21 protein-coding genes are annotated in these 21,597 nt (G+C 37.8%); 4 read left to right on the top strand and 17 right to left on the bottom strand.

Annotated features, from left to right (window positions below; genetic code table 11):
* Positions 1-6 precede the first annotated feature (6 nt).
* A complete protein-coding gene (locus BLR60_RS21590; RefSeq protein ID WP_090502573.1) occupies positions 7-777 on the top strand; it encodes a patatin-like phospholipase family protein in 771 nt (256 codons plus the stop codon).
* Between the two features lie 111 nt (positions 778-888).
* On the opposite strand, the gene BLR60_RS21585 is transcribed toward BLR60_RS21590, so the two are convergent.
* From BLR60_RS21585 to BLR60_RS21565, 5 genes are all read right to left on the bottom strand, one after another.
* On the bottom strand, positions 889-1,605 hold the full coding sequence (locus BLR60_RS21585; RefSeq protein WP_090502575.1) for a 2-phosphosulfolactate phosphatase: 717 nt from the start codon (positions 1,603-1,605) through the stop codon (positions 889-891).
* A 9-nt stretch (positions 1,606-1,614) separates the two neighbouring features.
* On the bottom strand, positions 1,615-2,679 hold the full coding sequence (locus BLR60_RS21580; RefSeq protein ID WP_090502577.1) for a PDDEXK nuclease domain-containing protein: 1,065 nt from the start codon (positions 2,677-2,679) through the stop codon (positions 1,615-1,617).
* 36 nt (positions 2,680-2,715) lie between these two features.
* Complete coding sequence (gene gcvT, locus BLR60_RS21575) at positions 2,716-3,795, bottom strand: glycine cleavage system aminomethyltransferase GcvT (RefSeq protein ID WP_090502579.1); 1,080 nt, start codon at positions 3,793-3,795, stop codon at positions 2,716-2,718.
* 258 nt (positions 3,796-4,053) lie between these two features.
* A complete protein-coding gene (locus BLR60_RS21570; RefSeq protein WP_090502581.1) occupies positions 4,054-5,256 on the bottom strand; it encodes a glycosyltransferase family 4 protein in 1,203 nt (400 codons plus the stop codon).
* A gap of 22 nt (positions 5,257-5,278) precedes the next feature.
* Entirely contained in the window at positions 5,279-5,887 is a 609-nt protein-coding gene (locus BLR60_RS21565) for a ribonuclease HII (protein ID WP_090502583.1), read from the bottom strand.
* A gap of 86 nt (positions 5,888-5,973) precedes the next feature.
* On the opposite strand from BLR60_RS21565, the gene BLR60_RS21560 reads away from it, so the two are divergent.
* The 3 genes from BLR60_RS21560 to BLR60_RS21550 all read left to right on the top strand — a co-directional run bounded on the left by BLR60_RS21560 (position 5,974) and on the right by BLR60_RS21550 (position 7,652).
* Complete coding sequence (locus tag BLR60_RS21560) at positions 5,974-6,315, top strand: TfoX/Sxy family protein (protein WP_090502584.1); 342 nt, start codon at positions 5,974-5,976, stop codon at positions 6,313-6,315.
* A 78-nt stretch (positions 6,316-6,393) separates the two neighbouring features.
* A complete protein-coding gene (locus BLR60_RS21555) occupies positions 6,394-7,014 on the top strand; it encodes a carboxypeptidase regulatory-like domain-containing protein (protein ID WP_090502586.1) in 621 nt (206 codons plus the stop codon).
* A gap of 107 nt (positions 7,015-7,121) precedes the next feature.
* Positions 7,122-7,652: a DUF4251 domain-containing protein gene (locus tag BLR60_RS21550; protein ID WP_090502587.1), complete on the top strand. Its 531-nt coding sequence runs from the start codon at positions 7,122-7,124 to the stop codon at positions 7,650-7,652.
* A 216-nt stretch (positions 7,653-7,868) separates the two neighbouring features.
* Here the strand turns inward: BLR60_RS21550 and BLR60_RS21545 are convergent, their stop codons facing one another.
* From BLR60_RS21545 to BLR60_RS21490, 12 genes are all read right to left on the bottom strand, one after another.
* Entirely contained in the window at positions 7,869-8,951 is a 1,083-nt protein-coding gene (locus BLR60_RS21545; RefSeq protein WP_090502589.1) for a glutaminyl-peptide cyclotransferase, read from the bottom strand.
* Positions 8,929-9,294: a YraN family protein gene (locus tag BLR60_RS21540; RefSeq protein ID WP_090502591.1), complete on the bottom strand. Its 366-nt coding sequence runs from the start codon at positions 9,292-9,294 to the stop codon at positions 8,929-8,931. The genes BLR60_RS21545 and BLR60_RS21540 overlap by 23 nt, the downstream gene beginning before the upstream one ends.
* A 237-nt stretch (positions 9,295-9,531) precedes the next feature.
* The gene (gene dnaG, locus BLR60_RS21535) at positions 9,532-11,511 is read right to left on the bottom strand and encodes a DNA primase (RefSeq protein ID WP_090502593.1); all 1,980 of its coding nucleotides are present in this window, start codon (positions 11,509-11,511) and stop codon (positions 9,532-9,534) included.
* Positions 11,512-11,670: 159 nt separating this feature from the next.
* Entirely contained in the window at positions 11,671-12,333 is a 663-nt protein-coding gene (locus BLR60_RS21530) for an SGNH/GDSL hydrolase family protein (RefSeq protein WP_244155700.1), read from the bottom strand.
* 221 nt (positions 12,334-12,554) lie between these two features.
* Positions 12,555-13,496 (bottom strand): hypothetical protein, encoded by a 942-nt coding sequence (locus BLR60_RS21525; RefSeq protein WP_090502598.1) that lies wholly within the window; start codon positions 13,494-13,496, stop codon positions 12,555-12,557.
* A gap of 118 nt (positions 13,497-13,614) precedes the next feature.
* Positions 13,615-14,799, bottom strand: coding sequence for a M20 metallopeptidase family protein (locus tag BLR60_RS21520; RefSeq protein ID WP_090502600.1), 1,185 nt, complete (start codon positions 14,797-14,799; stop codon positions 13,615-13,617).
* The gene (locus BLR60_RS21515; RefSeq protein WP_090502602.1) at positions 14,786-15,229 is read right to left on the bottom strand and encodes an SPOR domain-containing protein; all 444 of its coding nucleotides are present in this window, start codon (positions 15,227-15,229) and stop codon (positions 14,786-14,788) included. Before BLR60_RS21515 ends, BLR60_RS21520 begins: the two co-directional genes overlap by 14 nt.
* Before the next feature lie 370 nt (positions 15,230-15,599).
* Entirely contained in the window at positions 15,600-15,812 is a 213-nt protein-coding gene (locus tag BLR60_RS21510) for a hypothetical protein (protein ID WP_090502604.1), read from the bottom strand.
* A gap of 112 nt (positions 15,813-15,924) precedes the next feature.
* Positions 15,925-16,302 (bottom strand): PEGA domain-containing protein, encoded by a 378-nt coding sequence (locus BLR60_RS21505; RefSeq protein ID WP_143009109.1) that lies wholly within the window; start codon positions 16,300-16,302, stop codon positions 15,925-15,927.
* A gap of 226 nt (positions 16,303-16,528) precedes the next feature.
* Positions 16,529-20,005: a preprotein translocase subunit SecA gene (locus BLR60_RS25530; RefSeq protein WP_090502608.1), complete on the bottom strand. Its 3,477-nt coding sequence runs from the start codon at positions 20,003-20,005 to the stop codon at positions 16,529-16,531.
* A 135-nt stretch (positions 20,006-20,140) separates the two neighbouring features.
* Positions 20,141-20,440: a hypothetical protein gene (locus tag BLR60_RS21495; RefSeq protein WP_090502610.1), complete on the bottom strand. Its 300-nt coding sequence runs from the start codon at positions 20,438-20,440 to the stop codon at positions 20,141-20,143.
* 189 nt (positions 20,441-20,629) lie between these two features.
* The gene (locus tag BLR60_RS21490) at positions 20,630-21,583 is read right to left on the bottom strand and encodes a Smr/MutS family protein (protein WP_090502687.1); all 954 of its coding nucleotides are present in this window, start codon (positions 21,581-21,583) and stop codon (positions 20,630-20,632) included.
* Positions 21,584-21,597: the final 14 nt, after the last annotated feature.

Raw genomic sequence — 21,597 nt, 5'->3', positions numbered from 1 at the left:
TAAAAAATGAAAGTTGGCATTGTATTATCAGGCGGAGGTATTAGGGGGATAGCGCATTTAGGCGTTTTAAAGGCCTTTAGTAATTTAGGCATTACCTTTAGTCATATTAGCGGAACAAGTGCAGGAGCCATTGCCGGAGCCTTTTTTGCGGCAGGTATAGATCCGGAAGAAGGGTTAAGTATTTTCCTTAAAACAAAACTTTGGCGTTTTGTACGTCCGGCAGTGGGTTCGCTGGGCTTAATTAATATTGAAAATACTGCTTTAATTTTAAAAGAATATTTCCCTGAAGATTCAATTGATAAGCTAAAAATACCTTTAACCATTGCTGCTGTAAATTTTAGCGAAGGCCGGTTGGTTTACTTTACAAAAGGACCACTAATCAGGGCTATTCATGCCTCAAGTTGTATCCCTGGCATTTTTAAACCCATTATGATCGATGGTCAGATGTATGTGGATGGCGGCATTTTAAATAATTTTCCGGTTGAACCTTTAATGGACGACTGCGATTTTATTATAGGCTCATCCTGTAACCACCTTAAACCAGTTGATAAAATAACAGGTATCACCAATCTAATGGGCCGTGCAGGTATCATGTCTATCAATCATGATATGGAGAGAAAAGCGAGATTTTGCAATGTATTGATCGAACCTAAAGGTTTAGGGGCCATTAGTACATTCGACATGAAACGGGCAGAAGACATTTACTGGCTGGCACACGAAGAAGCCCTAATTACCATTAAAAACAGTCCAACCATTTCTGAATTAATTACAAAATAAGAAATTGATTTTCCTAATATTTTTTTTCTAAAAAGTCTATCGTCCCCCGTTTGTAACGGGAATGAGGAGAATTGCGATTTTATCGCGAACAATAACTATACTACAGAGAATTTAATTTTTTAAGGCCACCAAACGTTCGCCTTCCAATACCGGAATTGTTTTGCACAGATTTAGCTGTAAACAAAAAACAACATCATCTTCTATATTTAACTGAGCCAGGCGATGGCTATGCGATGATTTGTAAAGGTATTTCCTCAGATCTCCTTTAGCCAAGCCATATAAATCTTCGGCAGCCACACTAGAATCATCAAAATGTTCAAAATTCTGGCGAAGATTGCCGACCACCGCACCTGCAAAAAGCGTATCTTCTAAATTGAATTGATCTTTCCAGCCTGCACAAAGTAAAAGCACATTTCTATCCTGGCTTTTCAAATAATGACAAAGAGAATCTAAGTTCAAGAATGATCCTATCACTACCTGATAGGCCCTTTTCTGTGCCAAATGCAAAGCCTTAGTACCGTTTGTAGTGGTTAGAACAACCGTTTTTCCATTTACTTTTTCTCGCGTATAAGAGAATGGCGAATTACCGAAATCATAACCTGCTACAACTTCTCCATTTCGTTCTGCGGCCAATAAAAATCCGCTGTCGCGATAGTTTAAACAATCTTCAACCTGGGCTACCGGAATAATTGCTTCAGCACCATTATCTATCCCATAGGTAATAGAAGAAGTAGCCCTTAAAATATCGATCACTACCACAATGCTCTGCTCAATATCGTATAAATCGATCAAGGCTGGCGTTAAACAAACTTCTATTTTTTTTGACATTTGACGAGATTATTTATTAATTATTTCTTTTACCTTTTCTTCCAGAAGTTTTTGATCAGGTAAATAGAGTTGATATTTGGAGACGAATATTTTATTAGAAAGTCCTCCTGTAGCATATTTAACCAAAAATTCATTTTTATCTGCAGCAATAATAATCCCGATCGGGTCATTATCACCTTCAACATTTTCTTCTTCCTTAAAATAGTTAAGGTAAAAATTCATTTGCCCAATATCCTGATGCTTAACCTTTTTTGTCTTCAGGTCGATAAGTACGAAACATTTTAATATTCTGTGATAAAATACAATATCAACAAACATGTGCTCGTTATCTACTGTTATTTTAAACTGCCTGGCAACAAATGAAAAACCTTTACCAAGCTCCAGCAAAAATTTCTGTAAATTATCAATAAGTTTTTTTTCTAGTCCAGATTCTTTAATGATACCTCCCACCGGGATGTTTAAGAATTCGAACACATAGGGGTCTCGTACCAAATCGTCAGTACTATTGAGTATATGTCCTTTTTTAGCCAAAGTAAGTACACCGCTTTTATCTTTACTGAGCGCAAGCCTTTGAAATAAAGCTGAATCAATCTGGCGTTTCATCTCCCTAAAACTCCAATTTTCTTTTATGGCCTGGGTTTCATAGAAATTTCTGGCGAGTTCATCAGAAACCGTTAGAAGTTCTGCATAATGACTCCAGCTTAGTAAAACGCCAGACGGTGTTTGGCGTTTTGAGAATTCGCCAGACGGTGTCTGGCGAATTAAATCTTCATCTGCTAAGGGTTGAAATTTGGGATAGTTTATATAGAACAACCGCATAAGCTGCAAACTTGACCGGCTAAATCCTTTGCCAAATTTCAACTTCAAATCTGCAGAAAGCGTTACCAACAATTCTTTACCGTACTCGGCTCTCTGTTTGCCGTGTTGTTCAAAATCAACAATATATCTTCCAATTTTCCAATTGGCAATAATTAGTTCAAAATTAATTGCTTTTATCGCATTCTGCCTCGCCGTTTTTAAAGTTGATCCAATTTGGTAAAGCAGCTCATTATATTTATTTTCTTCCAGTTCCATTACTTCAAAAAATATTGCTGCTTTAACTTATAGTTCTTACTTATAAAAAGGAAACTTAACCACTTTAGCTTTAATTGGCGTATTACGGATTAAAATAAAAACTTCGGTTCCTTCTTTAGCGAAATCTTTTGCAACGTAGCCCATCCCGATTGCTTTTTGCAAAGAAGGGGCCTGCGTACCAGAAGTTACTTTACCGATAATATTTCCGTCGGCATCAGCAATTTCATAATCATGGCGCGGAATGCCACGATCGATCATTTCAAAGCCCACTAGTTTCTTTTGAATACCCGCTTCTTTTTGTGCTAACAAAGCTTCTGAATTAGTAAAAGATTTGGAAAATTTAGTAATCCAACCTAAACCGGCCTCAATTGGCGAAGTCGTATCATCAATATCATTTCCGTATAAACAGAAACCCATTTCTAAACGTAAAGTATCGCGTGCACCTAAACCAATTGGCTTAATGTTATATGGCGCACCAGCTTCAAAAATGGCATCCCAGATCTGATCAGCATATTGGTTTTCGAAATAAATCTCAAAGCCACCTGCACCGGTATAGCCAGTTGCAGAAATCACCACATTATCAATACCAGCAAAAGTGCCTTTCACAAAAGTATAATACTCCATCGAAGCCAGATCAACCTCGGTTAGGCTTTGTAAAGCATCCGCCGCCTTTGGTCCTTGAATGGCTAAAAGAGAAGTTTGATCGGAAATATTGTGCATTTCTACACCCTCTGTATTAAATTGCTGTATCCAGCTCCAATCTTTTTCGATATTTGATGCATTTACCACCAACATATAGGTTTTATCGTCTATCTTATAAACCAGAAGATCATCAACAATACCACCATCTTTATTTGGCAAACAAGAGTACTGCACTTTTCCATCATACAACTTGGCAGCATCGTTACTGGTCACGCTTTGAATCAGGTCTAATGCATTTTCGCCTTTAAGAATAAATTCACCCATGTGACTCACATCAAAAACACCTACTCCATTACGAACTGTTGCATGTTCGGCATTAATACCTTCGTAAGTAACAGGCATATTGTAACCTGCAAATGGAACCATTTTAGCGCCTAAAGCGATGTGTTTTTCTGTTAATGCGGTGTTTTTCATCCGTAAATTTTATTTTTTTTATGAATAATGAAGTGATTATAATTTAAACCACGATTATGGTGATTTCATTCTTATGCTCCGTGGGCAAAACTACTAAGAAAAAGACAAAATTTTGAGGTTAATTTTAAGGGCGTTTCAAGGTGATTTTTCTATTCATCCGTAAGGCTGAACTCGTTTCAGCATCTATTAAAAAGATTCCCAGATTTGGCAACTTTCATTCTTGATGCTTATTAAAAGTTGTCAACTCAATAAATCTACCTATGCACTCACCAATTCCTCATAAATCTTCAGCATTTTACTAGAGATTAAATGCACGCCATGATCATTTTCGACTGTTTTCCTGGCGTTCTCTCCTATTTCTGCCCAACGTTTAGGATTGATGACACATTGTAAGATTGACCGGTAAAATTCATCTGCAGAATCAGCAATTAAGATATCATGTCCATGCCTGTAATTAATTCCCTCAGCTGCAGTGGTTGTAGCAATGATACATTTTTTCATCGCCATGCCTTCAATAATCTTCACCCGCATTCCGGTACCAGAAATTAAGGGCACAATCATAATTGCTTTAGAATTCATAAACTCTACGGCATCAAACACCTCTCCTTCTACGATCAGGTTCTCTGAATCATATTCGAAAAAATGTTTCTGCATATTTTTCCCCGCAATATAAAACCGGAGATCTTTATTTAACTTTTCAATGTCCGGCCAGATATCATCTAAAAACCACTCTAAACCTTCCTGATTGGGTCGCCAATCCATTGCACCCAAATGAAAAAGCGTAGGAAAACTGGTTTTGGTCTTGTCTACCTTATATTTTTCCAAATCGATGGCAACGGGAAAAACCGACATCGGAATTTCGCAACCAAACCTTAATATACTTTGACGATCGGGTTCGGAAATGGCAAAAATGTGGTGAAAGCGGTTAATCTGATCCGTTTCGTAAGCTTTAAGCCGTTGTGCCAAAAAAGCCAAGTATTTGCGCCGAATGAGAAACTTTTCTGAAAGCGAAAGACGTTCCCACAATGTAAATTCGATATTATGTGCCCGGTAAATCAGCTTTGCATTACTATTTGCTTTAACCACATCTAAATAGGGCACCACAAAAAGACCTTCGAACTGGATAATATCGAATACATTTTCCCGTAAGAGATTTTCCAGCTGCCGCGCAGCATCTTCGCTGTAGTACCGGGAAACATTGTACGATTCATTAGTGAAAATATTAAAAAAAGCCGACCACACATTTACATCAGTATCTAAATCATAGGTATGGTATTTAATCTGTTCAAAAATAGGGTCATAAATATCTTCTATATCGATACGGCCTTTTGTTGGGTTAAGGCTAAACAATGTAATATCTGCACCAAGTTGCAGCAAACCTTTTATGGTGTTATATACCACAATCGGATAACCACTATTTGGCGGAAAGGGAACCCGCTTAGTAATCAACAAAATTTTCACAACGTGGTGAAAATACGAAATTTTAGGCGTTTTTTGAAAACAGTTCTAATTGAGGTGCGCTCACATTAAAAGTTTTGCGGTGAAAAGGCGATAAGCCTATTTCGAGTACAGCTTTACGGTGTGCAATGGTTGGGTATCCTTTATTCTGCTGCCAATTGTAATGAGGATAACCTATATGTAGGTTGGTCATATATTCATCACGATGCGTTTTCGCTAATATGGAAGCTGCTGCAATGTTGAGGTATTTACCGTCGCCTTTTACAATACAACTATGTGGAATCTGAGGATAGGTTTTAAAACGGTTTCCATCAATAACCAGGTATTGCGGCTGTGTTTGTAATTTTTCAATGGCTCTGTGCATAGCCAAAAATGAGGCATTTAAAATATTAATGCGATCGATTTCTTCGTGATCGCAAGAGGCTACCGCCCAGGCAAGAGCCTCTTGTTCAATAATTGGTCTTAACAACGCTCTTTGCTCATGAGAGAGTTGTTTGGAATCGTTTAAGCCCTCGAGTACAAAACCTTTGGGCAATATTACTGCCGCTGCAAAAACAGGCCCGGCAAGACAACCTCTTCCCGCTTCATCACACCCGGCTTCTAATAATTCTTCCTGATAGCAGTTTAACAACATGTTGCAAATTTAATTAATTTATTTTTTTGCGAATGGAAAGTTAAAGATTAAATTGTTTCTGTTTATCCAATGCCGTAGTATAACCTATGAGAACATATAACGAAACCCTGGCCCTCCGTGTGGCCGAACGATTAATGCATTTACCTGACGTGGATGAAAAATTAATGTTCTCAGGATTGGTGTTTATGGTGAACGGTAAAATGTGTATTGGTATTTCCAGAGAAAGTATGATGGTAAGACTTGATCCAAATACTTTAGAAAACTTATCTCATAAAGATGGATGGCACCAAATGATCATGGGTGGCAGACCGATGAAGGGTTATATTTCGGTATCAGAAGATGTTTTAGTCAGAAATGATGAACTTGATTTCTGGGTTAAACTTGCCCTCGACTTTAACCCCTTTGCAAAAGCATCAAAAAAGAAATAACTGACACCAATGTCAAAACAGGCCAATACTGGTCAGAACCATATTTTTTGATTAATTTTACTTTTCTAACCAAATTTTATGAAAAAAGGAGCTGCTTTAGCAATCTTTCCACTATTTATTTCATTAACTATTCTGGCTCAAGTTAAAGGAACTGCTATACAACCGGCAACCAAAGAAACAAATACGCAACAATTAAGGAAGCAGGCACCTGAAGGGCATTACTGTGATTATTGCAAACTAAATTATCCGGAATCACATTTCCCCTGTATCATGAAATCCATCAAAGGCAAACTAGATGTAACTACTGGAGAGGTGAGTTTTGTGTCCGGACAACCTATTGGCGGAATTGTAGTAAAAGCGGACAAGAATCCTGGAGGCAATATGGTTACGCTGGTAACCAACCAAAATGGCGAGATAGAATTTAACAATGCCGGCTCCGGGAATTATAAATTTATCATTTTGGTCCCTTCCACCAATCCCAAATCACGGGTAGCAGGATCACCAATTGGAGGAATAGTTATTAAAGGTGGTAAAAATCCTGGCGGAAATTTAATCACCTTAATTACAAATGAAAATGGTGAAATAGAACTGAATAACCTATCTGCAGGCAAGTATAAATTCACAGCCATGGGCGCTTCCGAAACGGAGAAAAATAATCCATTATACAAATCGGGTTATTCGGAAAAGATAAACCCTTAATTAAAAACAAAAAACGTTTTATTTACGTTACGTTTCATTTTTGGCACTATTATGGAATCTTTCAAATCTGTGCATCTTTAAATTGTTACACATTTAAAACACACATTATGAAATACTTAAATTTAATATTGAGCCTTACATTCCTTTCAATCGGATTTCAATCTTCTGCCCAAACCGATAAGGAAACCACCATAAAAATTGTAGCGGACAAAAACTATACTTTTGTGGCCAATACAGCTACTCCAATGGCCAACAATGATATTAACAGAATACTGGCAGCGATGCCAGGCAGTCAGGCAGGCTCTTCGATAAACCTAACCGGCTCGCAATATGATGTAAAGGTTACCAAAGACAGTATTGTGGCTTATCTACCTTATTTTGGAAGATCTTTTTCTGCTCCGATGGATCCGACACAAGGGGGAATTAAATTTACTTCGAAAAAGTTCGCCTACAAGGAATCGAAGAATAAAAAAGGAATGTACACCATCCAAATTGAAACAAAAGATGTGATAAGAGAAAATTATCGGTTCACGATAAACATTTCAACCAACGGTTATGCTTCGTTAACGGCCAGCAGTATAAATAAACAGCCCATTATTTTTAATGGATATTTAGAAGAGCCTAAGAAAAAGGATTAAGAGTCTATCGGATAAATTCTATTAGGTAATATTCCTTGAGAATCGTCATTCCCCACTTGATTGGGAATCTTAAAGCGCTTGCATTAAGATTCCCGCATGCGCGAGATCCGATAGCTATCGGATGAAGACCGCACTACTGGATTCTGTCAATTGTAGCCTGTCGAACGACTTATTTAAGGTATTTCGATAAGCTCAAGTGAGATATGATTGAAATAGTTATTTCTTCACCAACTCGATCTGAAATATATGCGGCCATTTCTTGCCGGCTACAAAAAGCCTTTTACCAGCCTTATCGTACGCAATTCCGTTTAATACATTATTGGCTTTTTCATCTTCAGTTTTGAAATAATCTGCTGGCAACAGTCCTGACAAATCGATCTTACTTTCAACAGCTCCCGTTTGTGGATTAATGATCATGATCTCATTCGTAGTATAGACGTTTGCATAAATTTTACCATCAATCACTTCAAGTTCATTCAGATTTTGGATCGGCCCCTTATTATCAAAAACATCGATCGAACCAATTTTTTGATAAGTATCCTTATTCAGAAAAAAGATCGTGTTTGAACCATCGGTATTCAACACTTTTTCTCCATCAAAAGCCAAACCCCAGCCTTCTCTTCCAGTGGTATAAGAAAATTCTGATATTTTTTTGAAAGTAGCTTTATCGTAAACAAAACCTACTTTTTCGCGATACGTTAATTGAATAATTTTATTTCCGATTACGGTCATGCCTTCGCCAAAATATTGCTTATCTAAATCTGCTTTTTGAAGAATTTTTCCTGTTGCCGGGTCTACCTTTCGTAGGCTCGAATGACCATAATCACCGGCACTTTCGTAAAAGAAGCCGTCATGATATTCTAAACCCTCTACATACGAAGCAGTATCATGAGGCAAGCTCTTAATTACCTTATAGGTATATTCTGTAGGCGCCTGAGCTGCCAATACATTAATATTTGAAGTGATATCTTCTGATTTTCCTTCACCAAATACTTTTGCAGTTAACAGGTGATTACCAAGCTTTAGACCTTCGGTTTTAAGTTTAAGCGCCAAAGTATCGGTTTTTGAAGCAACTTTGATCGTGTCGATTAAATATACTACTGAATCTACCTTTTGATCGTCGCCGAACTGCACTTTCACATCAAATTCATTTCCTGATGGTACATTAAGACCAGTTAAGGGAGAAACAAAGTTACGATAGGTTGTGGTAGTAATTTCTTTACATGCAGTTACAAATGTAAGTGCTGTTCCGATAAATATGAATTTTTTAATATGTTTAATCTTCAGGCCAAAACGCATCTTCTATATGGTTTAAATTATAAGTTTTATTTTTGGTAAAGGTAATCGCAATAATATCAAAACGGATATCATTTTGATGATTCATGATTTCAATATAGGCATTAGCTGCCAATTCCATCTGAATTTGTTTTGATTTTTGCACAAATTCTTCTGGCTCGCCAAAAGCAACCGAACTGCGGGACTTAACTTCAACAAAAACCATAATACCATTTTTATATACAATTAAATCTACCTCAGCCTTACCGTGAGTCCAGTTTTCATCTAAAACCTCATATCCCTTATCCTCCAGGTATTGCTTCGCAATCCGTTCACCTGCTCTGCCTAAATCGTTGTGAAACGCCATCCTTTGTGATTATTGAATGAGTGAGTGTTTTAATTATTGAATTTATAGTCCTTTTTAAGCAAATCGTCATGCTGATCCGATAGCTATCGGATTTATTTTACAAGTAGCTAGTGATTTCAATTGTCTTGTAGCTACTACGTGGTCAGCATCTTTCCCGCTATAAAGACCCTGAAATAAATCCGATAGCTATCGGATCAGGGCGACGAATATTGTTAATTTCTTCGAGTGAAGTTTAATTTATTTAACAATAACAGAACCCAAAAATTTCGAAATTTCCCTTTCTACACCTTTAATCACGCCATAACGTTGCATTAAGATCATTTGGTTATCTTCGTTCTTTTCTTCCTTTATCTCTTTTAACAGGTTCATCAATATTTTTTCAACTTTACGTTTTTTAAGGTGAAAAATGCCGCCTAAAATGGTTGCCTTTAAATTCATTGATTCATCTTTAACATAGATAAGATGTTTATTCAACCAGTTTTCACTTAGCGCGTATTCAGAGGTAGAAAGCGTAATGGCAAGATCGGCAATGTCCCGGTCTTCATGTTTAACAAAGTGGTTCGAAGTTGGTAATCTGCCGTTGTCAATTTCAGATTTATAATAATCAATAATTCTCTTACAAAGCGGGTCATCAAATTCTACATCACTCAGATTCTGCATGATAAATGGGCCAATGTACATATCATCAATTTTATCCCAGTTAACAAATTCGTGTCCATAGGCCAATAATAAACGTACAATTTCCTTTTCCTGATGCTCATTTTCCTCTACAGGCTGTTCGTAACCCATTGGGCCGGCACTATCATCCCATAAATCATCTGGTGGACCAAGCGGTTCTGGCGGGCCTGAATTGTATGGTTTCGGATTTGAGGAAGGGGTTGCCCGCTGGTTATTATCAAAACTCTTTTTGAGCTTTGCCGAACGCATTTTATTGAGTTCGCTCAGTAGAATATGCTCTTCAATTTCGAGCAGGCTGCTACACTCCCGGATAAAAACCGAAGCTTTAATCGGATCAGGAATTTTAGCAATACTCTCTACAATATCCCGGATAATACCTGCACGTTTGATCGGATCATTACCGGCATCCTTAAGCAGTACATTTGCTTTGTAAAGAATAAAATCTTTTCTATTCTGCTCCAGGTAGGTTTTAAATGCGCCAGCTCCCACATGATGCATATAAGAATCAGGGTCGTGACCATCGGGGAAGGAAACAATTTTCACGTTCAGACCTTCTTCCAAAATCATATCCAAACCACGGAGAGAAGCTTTAATACCAGCAGCATCGCCATCAAAAAGAATGGTAATATTCTGGGTAAACCGTCCGATTAGTTTAATTTGCTCTACCGTTAACGAAGTACCTGAAGAAGCCACTACGTTTTCTATGCCAGCCTGATGGACGGAAAGTACATCAGCATAACCTTCGGCCAGATAGCAGTTATCTAAATCGCGGATGGCTTTTTTGGCATGAAACAAGCCATAAAGCACGTTCGACTTGTGGTAAATTTCGCTTTCAGGAGAATTTACATATTTAGGTACATTTTTATCTGTTTTTAAGGTCCTGCCTCCAAAACCAATAATCCGACCGGTAAAATTGTGAATGGGAAACATCACACGTCCGCGAAAACGGTCGTAAATTTTCCCATTATCATTTTTGATTGATAAGCCGGTGGCTTCTAAAAATTCTAATTTATGCCCCGCATTAGTTGCGCTTTGTGTCATCGCATCCCAAACATCGGGAGAATAACCAACCTCGAATTTTTTTAGAATATCTTCTCTAAAACCGCGTTCTTTAAAATAACTCAGACCTATACCCCTACCCTCGTCTGTTTCCCAAAGCTGTTTAACGAAGAAGGTAGCAGCATATTGCGATACGATGTAAAGGCTTTCTTTGGCACTCTGTGCTTCGGCAGCCTCGGGCGAAAGTTCGGCCTCCTCTACTTCTATGTTGTATTTATTGGCTAAAAACTTAAGTGCTTCCGGATATGAATATTTTTCATGATCCATAATAAAGCGCACTGAATCGCCTCCTTTACCGCAGCCAAAACATTTGTAAATCCCTTTGGTTACGGATACGTGGAAGGAAGGCGTTTTTTCGCCATGGAAAGGGCAATTACCAATTAAACTGGTTCCGCGTTTTTTTAAGTGCACAAAATCCCCAACTACCTCCTCAATACGGGCGGTATCCATTATCTTATCTATCGTTTCGCGGTTTATCATAACCCCAAACCCCTTAAGGGGCTTTTACCTTTCTTTTAATGTAAAATATATTTATTCGGTTCGCAATGAAGAATCGGCTTGTTTAACCACAAAGATAACAGAGAAAATTTCTTTGTGTGCTTTGCGGAATACTTAGCGAACTTTGCGGTTTAAAACCTATTATTTAACCAAAGGCAATAGCTGATCAGCCACCAATTTATTTCCCGTTTCGTTTAAGTGTACCCGATCAACGGTTAAAATACCTTTTTCCTTATCCTCCGGATTATTTTTTGCTTCATATTCCGAAAAAATCTTCCTTAAATCGCATACAGGAAGATTGTTTTTTGCCGCCAGCGCTCTAATTCCCTCTGCATATTTATTCAGATCGGCATCTAACTCATTGGTACCATCTTTTTTCTCGCCAACAACCGATGGGGTAACCAATACTACTTTACTGCCCACACCCTGAATTTTATTAATTAAAGCCTGATAAAACTTTAAATATTTATCATAATCGGTTCCGGTATGAGATGATTGTTTATGCCACACATCATTAATGCCCACATAAATCACCACTAAATCTGGCTTCTTGTTTAATACATCATCTTCTAAACGCAGGTAAAGATCATAAACCTTATTACCACCAATACCTGCGCCAATGATATCGTATTTAGTAGAATCGAGCGATTTTTTGATCAGGGTTACATATCCGTTTTTTGAAACACCCTGTTGGGTAATGGAATCACCAAAAAAGATAATCCGTTTGGGTTTAAATGTCATTGAGGTTAATGCAATTAAGCAAAAGCTTAGTAAAATACTCGTTTTTATAACTGTTTTCATCATGTATAATTGGTTAGGTTATTTTAAGCTGTGTTATTTTGATCAAAGAAAATAAATCTAAGGATTTTTTATAAACATAGTTCAAAGATTTCTCTCTGGAATATTCGGGACTGCGCTCCCGTCGGAGTAACGCTCGATTTTAAACAAGTGGTGGAACCTGTTTCCTAAATCCTACAATTGGAAAGATCCTGAGTTCGATATCTTAAATAGCTTATCTTAAGTGATTACTTAGCTTTTTCCAATTTATAATCTTTATGTACGATTAGAAAACTTGCTCTTTCCTCCTTCTTGAAAGGATAATCCCAGTTACCCTGATAAGTAATTTTGGTCGGTAATTTATCGTCTCCGAAATAACCCATTTCTATATTCATCTGCACATCAAAATCAAACAACATATTGCTGTATTTCATGTCGACATAACGGCCAAGGATATTGAAATTCCGCTTGTCAAAAATCGTAACCAGTTCTTTGATCATGATACCATCTTTTGTCCAGCTGCTTAAATCAGGCTTAACGGAAACCTTAAAACGGTACACGGGGATAGAATCAAGATAAGTACCGCTGGTAAAGCCATAATCATAATACTGGCGCATATTGGCCGAGAATATTTCAGTTTTATTTCCAATAAAAGGCACTTTTACCGGACGGCCAGGATTAAAGATTAACGTTTTAAGCTTATCCTTATAACTTTCATTTGTTCCGCCTTTCCCATCAGGTTTGGGTGCATTAGGTACAAAATCAGTATTATAAGCGTTCATAAAAATATAATCGAACATTTCTACAGTATACAACTGGTATTTTCCGTTTCTTTTATAAATTTTTCCGGTATCTTGTTTTACCAGATACTCCATTTTATATGGACCACTATTGTTATGGCGAATTTTGCGATAAATTTTTCCATCCACCTTATTCTTTTTATCGTAGCTGTAAATCCTGTTTTCGGCAATGAAAGTATAACGTTTCATATCTCTAAACGACTGATAAAAGGAAGTATCATACATCACCTTTCTGATAAACGTTTCTACATTCAACTTTTCGGCCTTAATATTTACAGCAGAATCGAGTACAATCGTTTTAATGGTATCCGGATTAAAGCGGTTGATTTCTTGCGTAAAACCTTGACGAAAGAATGGAATTAATAATAAAAGCAGAAATATTTTTTTCATTTAAGATGGATATGTGTAATGGATGATTTAAGTTGGAGAACGTAAAACGGATGATAGAAGATAGATGATGAAATTGTAACGTCTCCGTCACCCATCTTACCTATTTACATCTTCCCTCTTAATTACCTAATTGTTTTAAAGCAATATAAGCCATTAATCCGGTTGATATTTTCAAAGCATCTTCATCGACATCAAATCTTGGCGTATGCACCGAGTATTGCGTATCTTTTGCTACGTTACCAGTACCTAAACGATAAAAACAGGCATCTGTTACCTGCGAGTAGAAAGAAAAATCTTCGGCAGCCATCCAAATATCTAAATCAACCACGTTTTCTTTACCTAAAAAATCTTCTGCAAAGCCTCTTGCATTTGCGGTTAGTTTTTCTTCGTTGATTAAAAATGGATATCCTCGGTGGATATCAAAATCGCAGCTTCCGCCCATACTTTCGGCAATACCTTCTGCCATTTTTTTCATGCGTTTGTGTGCTTCGTCTCGCCAGTTTTCATCTAAGGTTCTAAATGTACCTTCAATTTTTACCTCGTTAGGGATAATATTGGTTGCACCGTTGGCCGTTACTTTACCAAAAGACAGAACCGATGGAATACGCGGATCTGCATTGCGACTTACAATCTGCTGCAATGCAATAATGATATGTGAAGCAATTACAACAGGATCAATATTTTGATGAGGTTGTGCACCATGACCGCCTTTTCCGGTTACGGTAACATAAAGTTCGTCTGTAGAGGCCATGTAAATACCCGAACGGAAACCTACTTTACCGGCATCAATTAAGGGCATTACATGCTGGCCAACAATATGATGCGGTTTTGGATTTTCAAGTACACCTTCTTTAATCATAATACTTGCTCCACCTGGTAAAAGTTCTTCAGCAGGCTGAAAAATCAGTTTAATGGTTCCACCGAAATCATCTTTCATTTGATTTAGGATATAAGCTGTTCCTAAAAGTGAAGAGGTATGCACATCATGTCCGCAGGCATGCATTACACCATGATTTTTGGAACGATAGGGCTTGTCGTTAGCTTCATGAATGGGTAATGCATCCATATCAGCACGTAGAGCAATAACTTTATCGGACGGCTTGTTGCCCTTAATTAAACCCACCACACCCGTATTGGCACAGTCGGTATATTCAATCCCCCATTTTTTTAATTTATCCTTGATAAACAGTGAAGTTTCGAATTCTTTGAAAGACAATTCGGGATTGGCATGAATATGTTGACGATAACCTACTACATCTTTAAAAATGTGAGCGGCCAGTTCCTGTACTTTATTTTTGATCATTGGTTGTTGTGGTATCTAAAGTTGGTGCATTTATTTTTTCCCTAAAAATAAAAAGTGTAGGGAAGGTTGGTCGGAGTTCGTTAATCAGGCGCTGAGCCTCTAATCGGCTCCTAAAATCGCCCACACGAACATAATAGTTGGGCTCTTTATAAGTAAGGTAAGTATTTAACTGAGGATACATTCCTTTAAAACGTGCCTGTTGGTTAAAAACCTCGCGCCGGTCTGAGCCATAAAAAATCTGTACGCGGTAACCGTAGGATGAAACAATCGGCTTGCCTGGTTTTACCTCACCTGAAGATTTGTAAACCTCCAGCCGCTTGGCAATTAAACTATCTATTAAAGGGTCTTTTATAACAGTTACTTCGCCTTTCTGTGCAAAAGCAGTTATAGTAAGAAGCAGGCAGGATATAAAAGTTAATGTTGTTTTCATGGGCAAAATAATTGGCATTTGATAAGCGGATGTATCTTCTCCATCTTCTTAACAACAAGAATGCCGAAATCGTTGCAAAAATCGGCATTCTTTATGGGTTAAGCAAATGGTTATGATTTGGGAGAAAATCTTAAAAATTCCGAAACTCAAAAATTTATGCTTTTTTAATAAAATAGTTATTACAGGGGTTCAGTTCTGTAAAAAGAATTTGGGGTGACAGGCTACAATTATTCATTTTTAGCTAGAGTCTCCTCGTAACGTCATTTCGAGCGGAGTGCAATTTAGCCGAGAAATCTGTCTCGAAATAGATCTCTCCATTTCGTTACACTTCAGTCGAGATGACGACCGGTTTATAAAAAATTGGAGGTATTTATTCCCATTCGTTTCTAATACTATTTAACTGATCATCTACATCCGAGATTGGTTGTTTTTGCATTGAGCCCTTATATTTTGAAATCAGATCGTTAATGGAGATATCCTGAGCACTAGAATCTTTTCTCAAACGAATGACTTTAAGTAACTCCAAATCTCTTAAAAGATCTAATGCTTTGTCATTTAAAATATCCAATGTTATAGTTCTCATACTCAAAAATACTATATATATATTGATGTCAAGACGTAAAGACGTCAGCATGTAAAAAGCCAGATTCCTTACGGAAATCTGGCCTTAAGAATTATGACCATTAGGCAATTGATTAATTCGCTTTCTTAGGTTCTAACGTAAATTCGTAAACTTTTGGGTCGTATTTCATCATTGCACCTGTAGCAGCATCAATAATAAAACCTGGTAGAAATAGAAAATTTACCACAGATACTGCATTAAATGTGGTTTCCGGTTGGAATGTTTTGGTTTCGTAACCATCCAATTTTAAACTGATGGTTTGTCCGGTAAATCCTTTTTTTAAGGATACAGCCATTGGTGTAACGCCTGCTTTAATGCCGTCTACTTCGATGGTAGCGGCTGGAGGATTGGAATTGATTTGAACGGTTTGTTTTGTACCCGTAAAAATAGTGGCGCAGCTAGATAGCAGCAGTGTCGCTGAAACAGCGGCAATGTTTAAAACTCTTTTCATTTGTGTGTTTTGTGTGTGTGTGTTTCCTACTCTTATGGCCTTTCGGTTACGCCCCGTTTTTAATGGTTGCCGGACTCCATTTTTAAGTTTATTGATCAGTAAAAAATTGCCTACCAATTTCAAATTGACCGTCCATAAATATAACTGTTAATTTGAGAATTAAAAATTTAGTTACAAAAAAAGCCTCAACATTTGTTGAGGCTTAGTAAAACACTGTAGATCTTGATTATAAATTAGCTCCGTGACAGTTTTTGTATTTTTTACCGCTACCGCATGGGCAAGGTTCGTTTCTACCAACCGTTGCTTCCTTGCGGATAGGTTGTAGCGGAACAGCTTCACGTGTATCGCCAAACTCAATTCCTGGCTCTTCCCTACCAAACTCTTGTTTAGTAGTTTGCAGCTTTGGCTGTTTAACCGGAGCCGGTGCTTCTCTTACCTGATCTGGTTCTTGTTGTACCGGGATACCACCTTTATATAAGAAACTCACTACTTCTTTATTCACTGCGTTAAGCATGTTTTTAAATAAGTTGAAAGCTTCCATTTTATAAATTACCAACGGATCTTTTTGCTCGTAAACCGCATTTTGTACCGATTGCTTCAAATCGTCCATTTCGCGTAAATGCTCTTTCCAGCTATCATCAATTAAAGCTAGAACGATGGTTTTTTCGAATGAACGAACCACCTCTTTTCCTTTATTATCAATAGCTTTCTTTAAATCAACAGCTACCTGAATACCGCGGATGCCATCAGTAAACGGAACCACAATCTGTTCGATATGCTCTCCGCGCTCTTCGTACACCTGGGTTAATACGGGCAGTGATTGCTGAATAATGGCTTCTGATTTACGTGCATAAAATGCCTCTGCTTCTTCAAATAACTTTTCTGTTAACTGAGGAATACTGGTTGAAGAGAATTCTTTTTCGGTGATCTCCGTATCTAAAGAGAAGTTTTTAATTACTTCCAGTTTAAATCCGTCGTAATTTGCTTCTTGTTTATATTCGCTCACGATATCTTCAGCAACATCGAAAACCATATTGTTCATATCCACATCTAAACGTTCGCCAAATAAAGCATTTTTACGTTTAGCATAAATTACGGTACGTTGCGAGTTCATCACATCATCGTACTCCAATAAACGTTTACGGATACCAAAGTTGTTTTCTTCTACTTTTTTCTGTGCACGCTCGATAGATTTGGTGATCATAGAGTGCTGGATCACCTCACCGTCTTCGATACCCATACGCACCATGATACTAGAAATACGCTCTGAACCAAATAAACGCATTAAATTATCTTCCAATGAAACGAAGAACTGTGAAGAGCCCGGATCACCCTGGCGACCTGCACGACCACGTAACTGTCTATCTACACGACGTGATTCGTGACGCTCGGTACCTACAATAGCTAAACCACCAGCTTCTTTAACACCTGCACCCAGTTTAATATCGGTACCACGACCGGCCATATTGGTTGCAATGGTTACTGTTCCTGCCTGACCAGCTTCGGCAACGATATCGGCCTCTCTCTGGTGCATTTTAGCGTTCAATACATTATGTTTGATACCGCGGAGTTTAAGCATACGGCTTAATAACTCAGAAATCTCTACAGATGTGGTACCCACCAGTACCGGACGGCCAGCTTTTGGCTCCAACTGTCCTGTTTCTGGATTAACTGCAGGAATTAACGCCCCTTTAGCATCCAATTTAGGTACAGCTCTACCTGTTTGATCGTATTTAACAACCGGTTTACCGTCTTTCTGTTTTACATTACCTTCTTTATCTGTTTCATATTCTGTCTCGTAATGAGAATAAGGGAAAACCAGGTATTGTATTTCTGCAGCGACAGCATTATATTTCTCACGAACGGTACGGTAAACGTAATCCTGCTCATCAATCCTCGAAATATTTCTATTGGTTGGAATTTCTACGACATCCAATTTATAGATCGACCAAAACTCGCCAGCTTCTGTAGTTGCAGTACCCGTCATACCGCAAAGTTTGTGGTACATACGGAAATAGTTCTGTAAGGTTACGGTTGCATAAGTTTGGGTCGCATCTTCAACCTTTACATTTTCCTTAGCCTCAATTGCCTGGTGTAAACCATCAGAGTAACGGCGGCCATCCATAATACGACCTGTTTGCTCATCAACAATTTTGATTTTTCCTTCATCGATGATGTATTCCACATCAATTTCAAATAAGGTATATGCTTTTAATAATTGGTTAACCGAGTGAATGCGTTCTGCTTTAACAGAGTAATCGCGCATTAAAGCATCTTTCTGCACAACCTTTTCTTCTAAAGGAAGATCAGATTTTTCAAGCTCTGCAATCTCAGTACCTACATCTGGCAGTACGAAGAAATGAGGATCTTCACCCGATTGGGTAATCAGTTCAATACCTTTTTCAGTTAATTCAACCTGATTATTCTTCTCATCGATATAGAAATACAATTCAGAATCTACCTTTGGCATATTCTTAGATTGATCTGCCATGTAGTGGTTTTCAGTTTTTAACAACAAACCACGAATACCGGTTTCACTTAAAAATTTAATTAAAGCTTTGTTTTTTGGCAAACCACGGTATGCACGCAATAAGGCTAAACCACCTTCTCCTTCTTCGGTTCCGCTGTTGCCTGCATTAATTAATTTTTTAGCCTCGTTTAATGCTTGTGTTACATAAGCTTTTTGTTCATTAACCAAGCGCTCAATACGTGGTTTTAACTCATAAAACTCATGCTCATCGCCACGTGGAATCGGACCAGAAATAATTAAAGGGGTACGGGCATCATCAATTAAAACCGAATCGACCTCATCCACCATTGCAAAATGCAGTTTGCGCTGTACCAATTGATCTGGTGTTTGCGACATATTGTCACGCAGGTAATCGAAACCGAACTCATTATTGGTTCCGTAAGTAATATCTGCGGCATAAGCTTTTCTTCTTTCTTCAGAATTTGGCTCATGTTTATCAATACAATCAACGCTTAAACCATGGAATTCGAATAAGGGGCCGTTCCACTCACTATCACGACGAGCCAGGTAATCATTCACCGTTACAATGTGTACACCTTGACCAGCAAGTGCATTCAAATAAGCCGGCAAGGTACTTACCAGGGTTTTACCTTCACCAGTAGCCATTTCGGCAATTTTACCGCTATGCAATACAATACCACCAATCAACTGTACATCATAATGTACCATGTTCCAGGCCACCTCTGTTCCGGCAGCATCCCATTTATTAGCCCATTGTGCTTTATCACCAACAATTTTAACATTGTTTTTTCTTGCAGCATAATCTCTATCAAACTGGGTTGCGGTAACTTCTAGATAATCGTTTTCGCTTAAACGGCGTGAAGTTTCTTTAATTACAGCAAAAGCTTCTGGAAGGATTTCCAAAAGTACTTTTTCCAGTTCGGTATCACGATCTTTACCTAAGATATCAACCTGATCGTAAATGGCTGTTTTTTCGTGAAGATCTAATTCTTCGCTCTCTGCTTCAGCTTTTAAAGCTGCAATTTTTCCATCAATCTCTGTTAAGAAATCAGAAATCCTGCTTTTAAATTCTATGGTTTTACCACGTAATTCGTCGTTGCTTAATACAGACAGCTTACTGTATTGCTCGTTAATTTTGACAACCAATGGCTGAATAGCCTTTATATCTCTTTCTGATTTACTTCCGAAAATCTTCGCTAAAAATCCTAACATTATATTTTAAATTGTATTTTATTATTAAAAAATGGGTGTGTTACAACAACCAAGCCATTGTCAGCGCTAAGTCAGTTTGACAGTTGTTGGTGTATTGGGGCTTAAATCTTAAAAGATTTTTAAAGAGAAAGAGAACTAGGGACTATTGTTCTTTGGTTTTTTTCTGATGGTTAAATCAGCAATTACCTGGTCTGCATTTACGTATTTAGCAACTTTTATTGGAGCTTGCGTTCCAATTAGGGCTAATTTGGTGTATGATAATAAATAAGGATTACGGTCTTCGTTTAGCTGAACAGAGGTCTTGCCGCACGCATTTACACAAATGTTATGCTCGCTACAGTACTCGTTTAATATCTTTAGTCCCTCAACACGTTCGGCTTTTGCCAAATGTGTTAAGCTAAAAAAGACAAGTGATATGGTAACGAGGTGTTTCATTAATTGCGGCAAAGCTAGTTTTAATCTTTTATAAAAAGAAATTACATAGCTGCAAAAAGCGTACCTCAATCTTTCTGTCTTCTGAATGCAGGGAGAATCTTTAATTCACCGGGTTAGATTCTGAAACAAGTTCAGTATGAGGGATCGCATGCAAAAGATTCTCCTCCATCCTATATCTTCCCTCTTCCATCATTTAAAAACGACTTCCGTAGCCCCATAACCAAACTTTTCTTTTCTGGCATCCATATATGTTTTTACGTGGGGGTTTTTGCTGATCAGTTTATGGATTTTATCTCTTAAAGTACCATTTCCCGAACCGTGAATGAAGACAATTTTATCAAAATGATGTACAACCGCAGCATCCATAGCCGTTTGAAAATGATTAATCTGTATCTGCAGCATTTCATCGGCTTCTAAAAAATGATGATCATCTCTTAGTTTTTCGATGTGCAGATCAATTTCTTTTTGGGGGGCTTCAACTGTTCTCTTTTCCTCTGACGACTTAAAGAAACTTTCCTTTAATTTCTGCGCATCAATGGTTACCGGCACAAGATCATCTAATCGGATCAACCAACCTTTATTTCTCAATTGAGGCAATTCTTTTTGTTCGATACTAAAATCTTTTGCCCTGAACTTTTTATGGATCACCAATGGATCAATAGGTTTTACATCAGCTTTGCTAAATACCAAAACCTGAAAATTAAATTCCGGCCAAAGGTCAAGATCAGCCAAGGAAGCTGAATAAACCAAAATAGAACCGTAAGATTCAATTATTCCATGAAAAGCACCCGCATATTTTCCTTTACGCGCAGTGGTTAGGCTTACCAATAAAATATTTGGAGAATGGTTTTGGAGATGGAAATGCACCACATTACCTGCCTTATCATCGGTAGCAACGGCTATATAAATACCATTTTCGATTTTGTTAACGCTTGGAATATTCACCTGAATGGGTTTAGGCGCATCCAATTCTTCAGCAACTACACCATGACCATGCACAGAGGTTAAATTACTCACCGAAACAGGTATCTCGAAACCATCTTCATCGGTAACACCTAAAGTTTGCGCATCAATAATTTTAGTTACATAACCTTCACGTTTTTCATCAACAAAACGCACAAAATCTCCCAGTTTAAATTTCATAACCCCTAAATCCC

It is taken from the genome of Pedobacter terrae, assembly GCF_900100705.1.
GTDB classification, from domain to species: Bacteria; Bacteroidota; Bacteroidia; order Sphingobacteriales; family Sphingobacteriaceae; genus Pedobacter; species Pedobacter terrae.
Note: the sequence above shows the minus strand (reverse complement) of the source record. Positions and strands in the feature narration are given on the sequence as shown.

Bases quoted from the DNA above. Each gene is read 5' to 3' on its own strand.
- gcvT (WP_090502579.1), bottom strand. From the start codon at position 3,795: ATGAAAAACACCGCATTAACAGAAAAACACATCGCTTTAGGCGCTAAA.
- BLR60_RS21525 (WP_090502598.1), bottom strand. From the start codon at position 13,496: ATGAAAAAAATATTTCTGCTTTTATTATTAATTCCATTCTTTCGTCAA.
- BLR60_RS25530 (WP_090502608.1), bottom strand. From the start codon at position 20,005: ATGTTAGGATTTTTAGCGAAGATTTTCGGAAGTAAATCAGAAAGAGAT.
- BLR60_RS21565 (WP_090502583.1), bottom strand. From the start codon at position 5,887: ATGTTGTTAAACTGCTATCAGGAAGAATTATTAGAAGCCGGGTGTGAT.
- BLR60_RS21515 (WP_090502602.1), bottom strand. From the start codon at position 15,229: ATGAAAACAACATTAACTTTTATATCCTGCCTGCTTCTTACTATAACT.
- BLR60_RS21510 (WP_090502604.1), bottom strand. From the start codon at position 15,812: ATGAGAACTATAACATTGGATATTTTAAATGACAAAGCATTAGATCTT.
- BLR60_RS21585 (WP_090502575.1), bottom strand. From the start codon at position 1,605: ATGTCAAAAAAAATAGAAGTTTGTTTAACGCCAGCCTTGATCGATTTA.
- BLR60_RS21550 (WP_090502587.1), top strand. From the start codon at position 7,122: ATGAAATACTTAAATTTAATATTGAGCCTTACATTCCTTTCAATCGGA.
- BLR60_RS21505 (WP_143009109.1), bottom strand. From the start codon at position 16,302: ATGAAAAGAGTTTTAAACATTGCCGCTGTTTCAGCGACACTGCTGCTA.
- BLR60_RS21495 (WP_090502610.1), bottom strand. From the start codon at position 20,440: ATGAAACACCTCGTTACCATATCACTTGTCTTTTTTAGCTTAACACAT.
- BLR60_RS21580 (WP_090502577.1), bottom strand. From the start codon at position 2,679: ATGGAACTGGAAGAAAATAAATATAATGAGCTGCTTTACCAAATTGGA.
- BLR60_RS21545 (WP_090502589.1), bottom strand. From the start codon at position 8,951: ATGCGTTTTGGCCTGAAGATTAAACATATTAAAAAATTCATATTTATC.
- BLR60_RS21520 (WP_090502600.1), bottom strand. From the start codon at position 14,799: ATGATCAAAAATAAAGTACAGGAACTGGCCGCTCACATTTTTAAAGAT.
- BLR60_RS21555 (WP_090502586.1), top strand. From the start codon at position 6,394: ATGAAAAAAGGAGCTGCTTTAGCAATCTTTCCACTATTTATTTCATTA.
- BLR60_RS21560 (WP_090502584.1), top strand. From the start codon at position 5,974: ATGAGAACATATAACGAAACCCTGGCCCTCCGTGTGGCCGAACGATTA.
- BLR60_RS21490 (WP_090502687.1), bottom strand. From the start codon at position 21,583: ATGAAATTTAAACTGGGAGATTTTGTGCGTTTTGTTGATGAAAAACGT.
- BLR60_RS21530 (WP_244155700.1), bottom strand. From the start codon at position 12,333: ATGATGAAAACAGTTATAAAAACGAGTATTTTACTAAGCTTTTGCTTA.
- BLR60_RS21590 (WP_090502573.1), top strand. From the start codon at position 7: ATGAAAGTTGGCATTGTATTATCAGGCGGAGGTATTAGGGGGATAGCG.
- dnaG (WP_090502593.1), bottom strand. From the start codon at position 11,511: ATGATAAACCGCGAAACGATAGATAAGATAATGGATACCGCCCGTATT.
- BLR60_RS21540 (WP_090502591.1), bottom strand. From the start codon at position 9,294: ATGGCGTTTCACAACGATTTAGGCAGAGCAGGTGAACGGATTGCGAAG.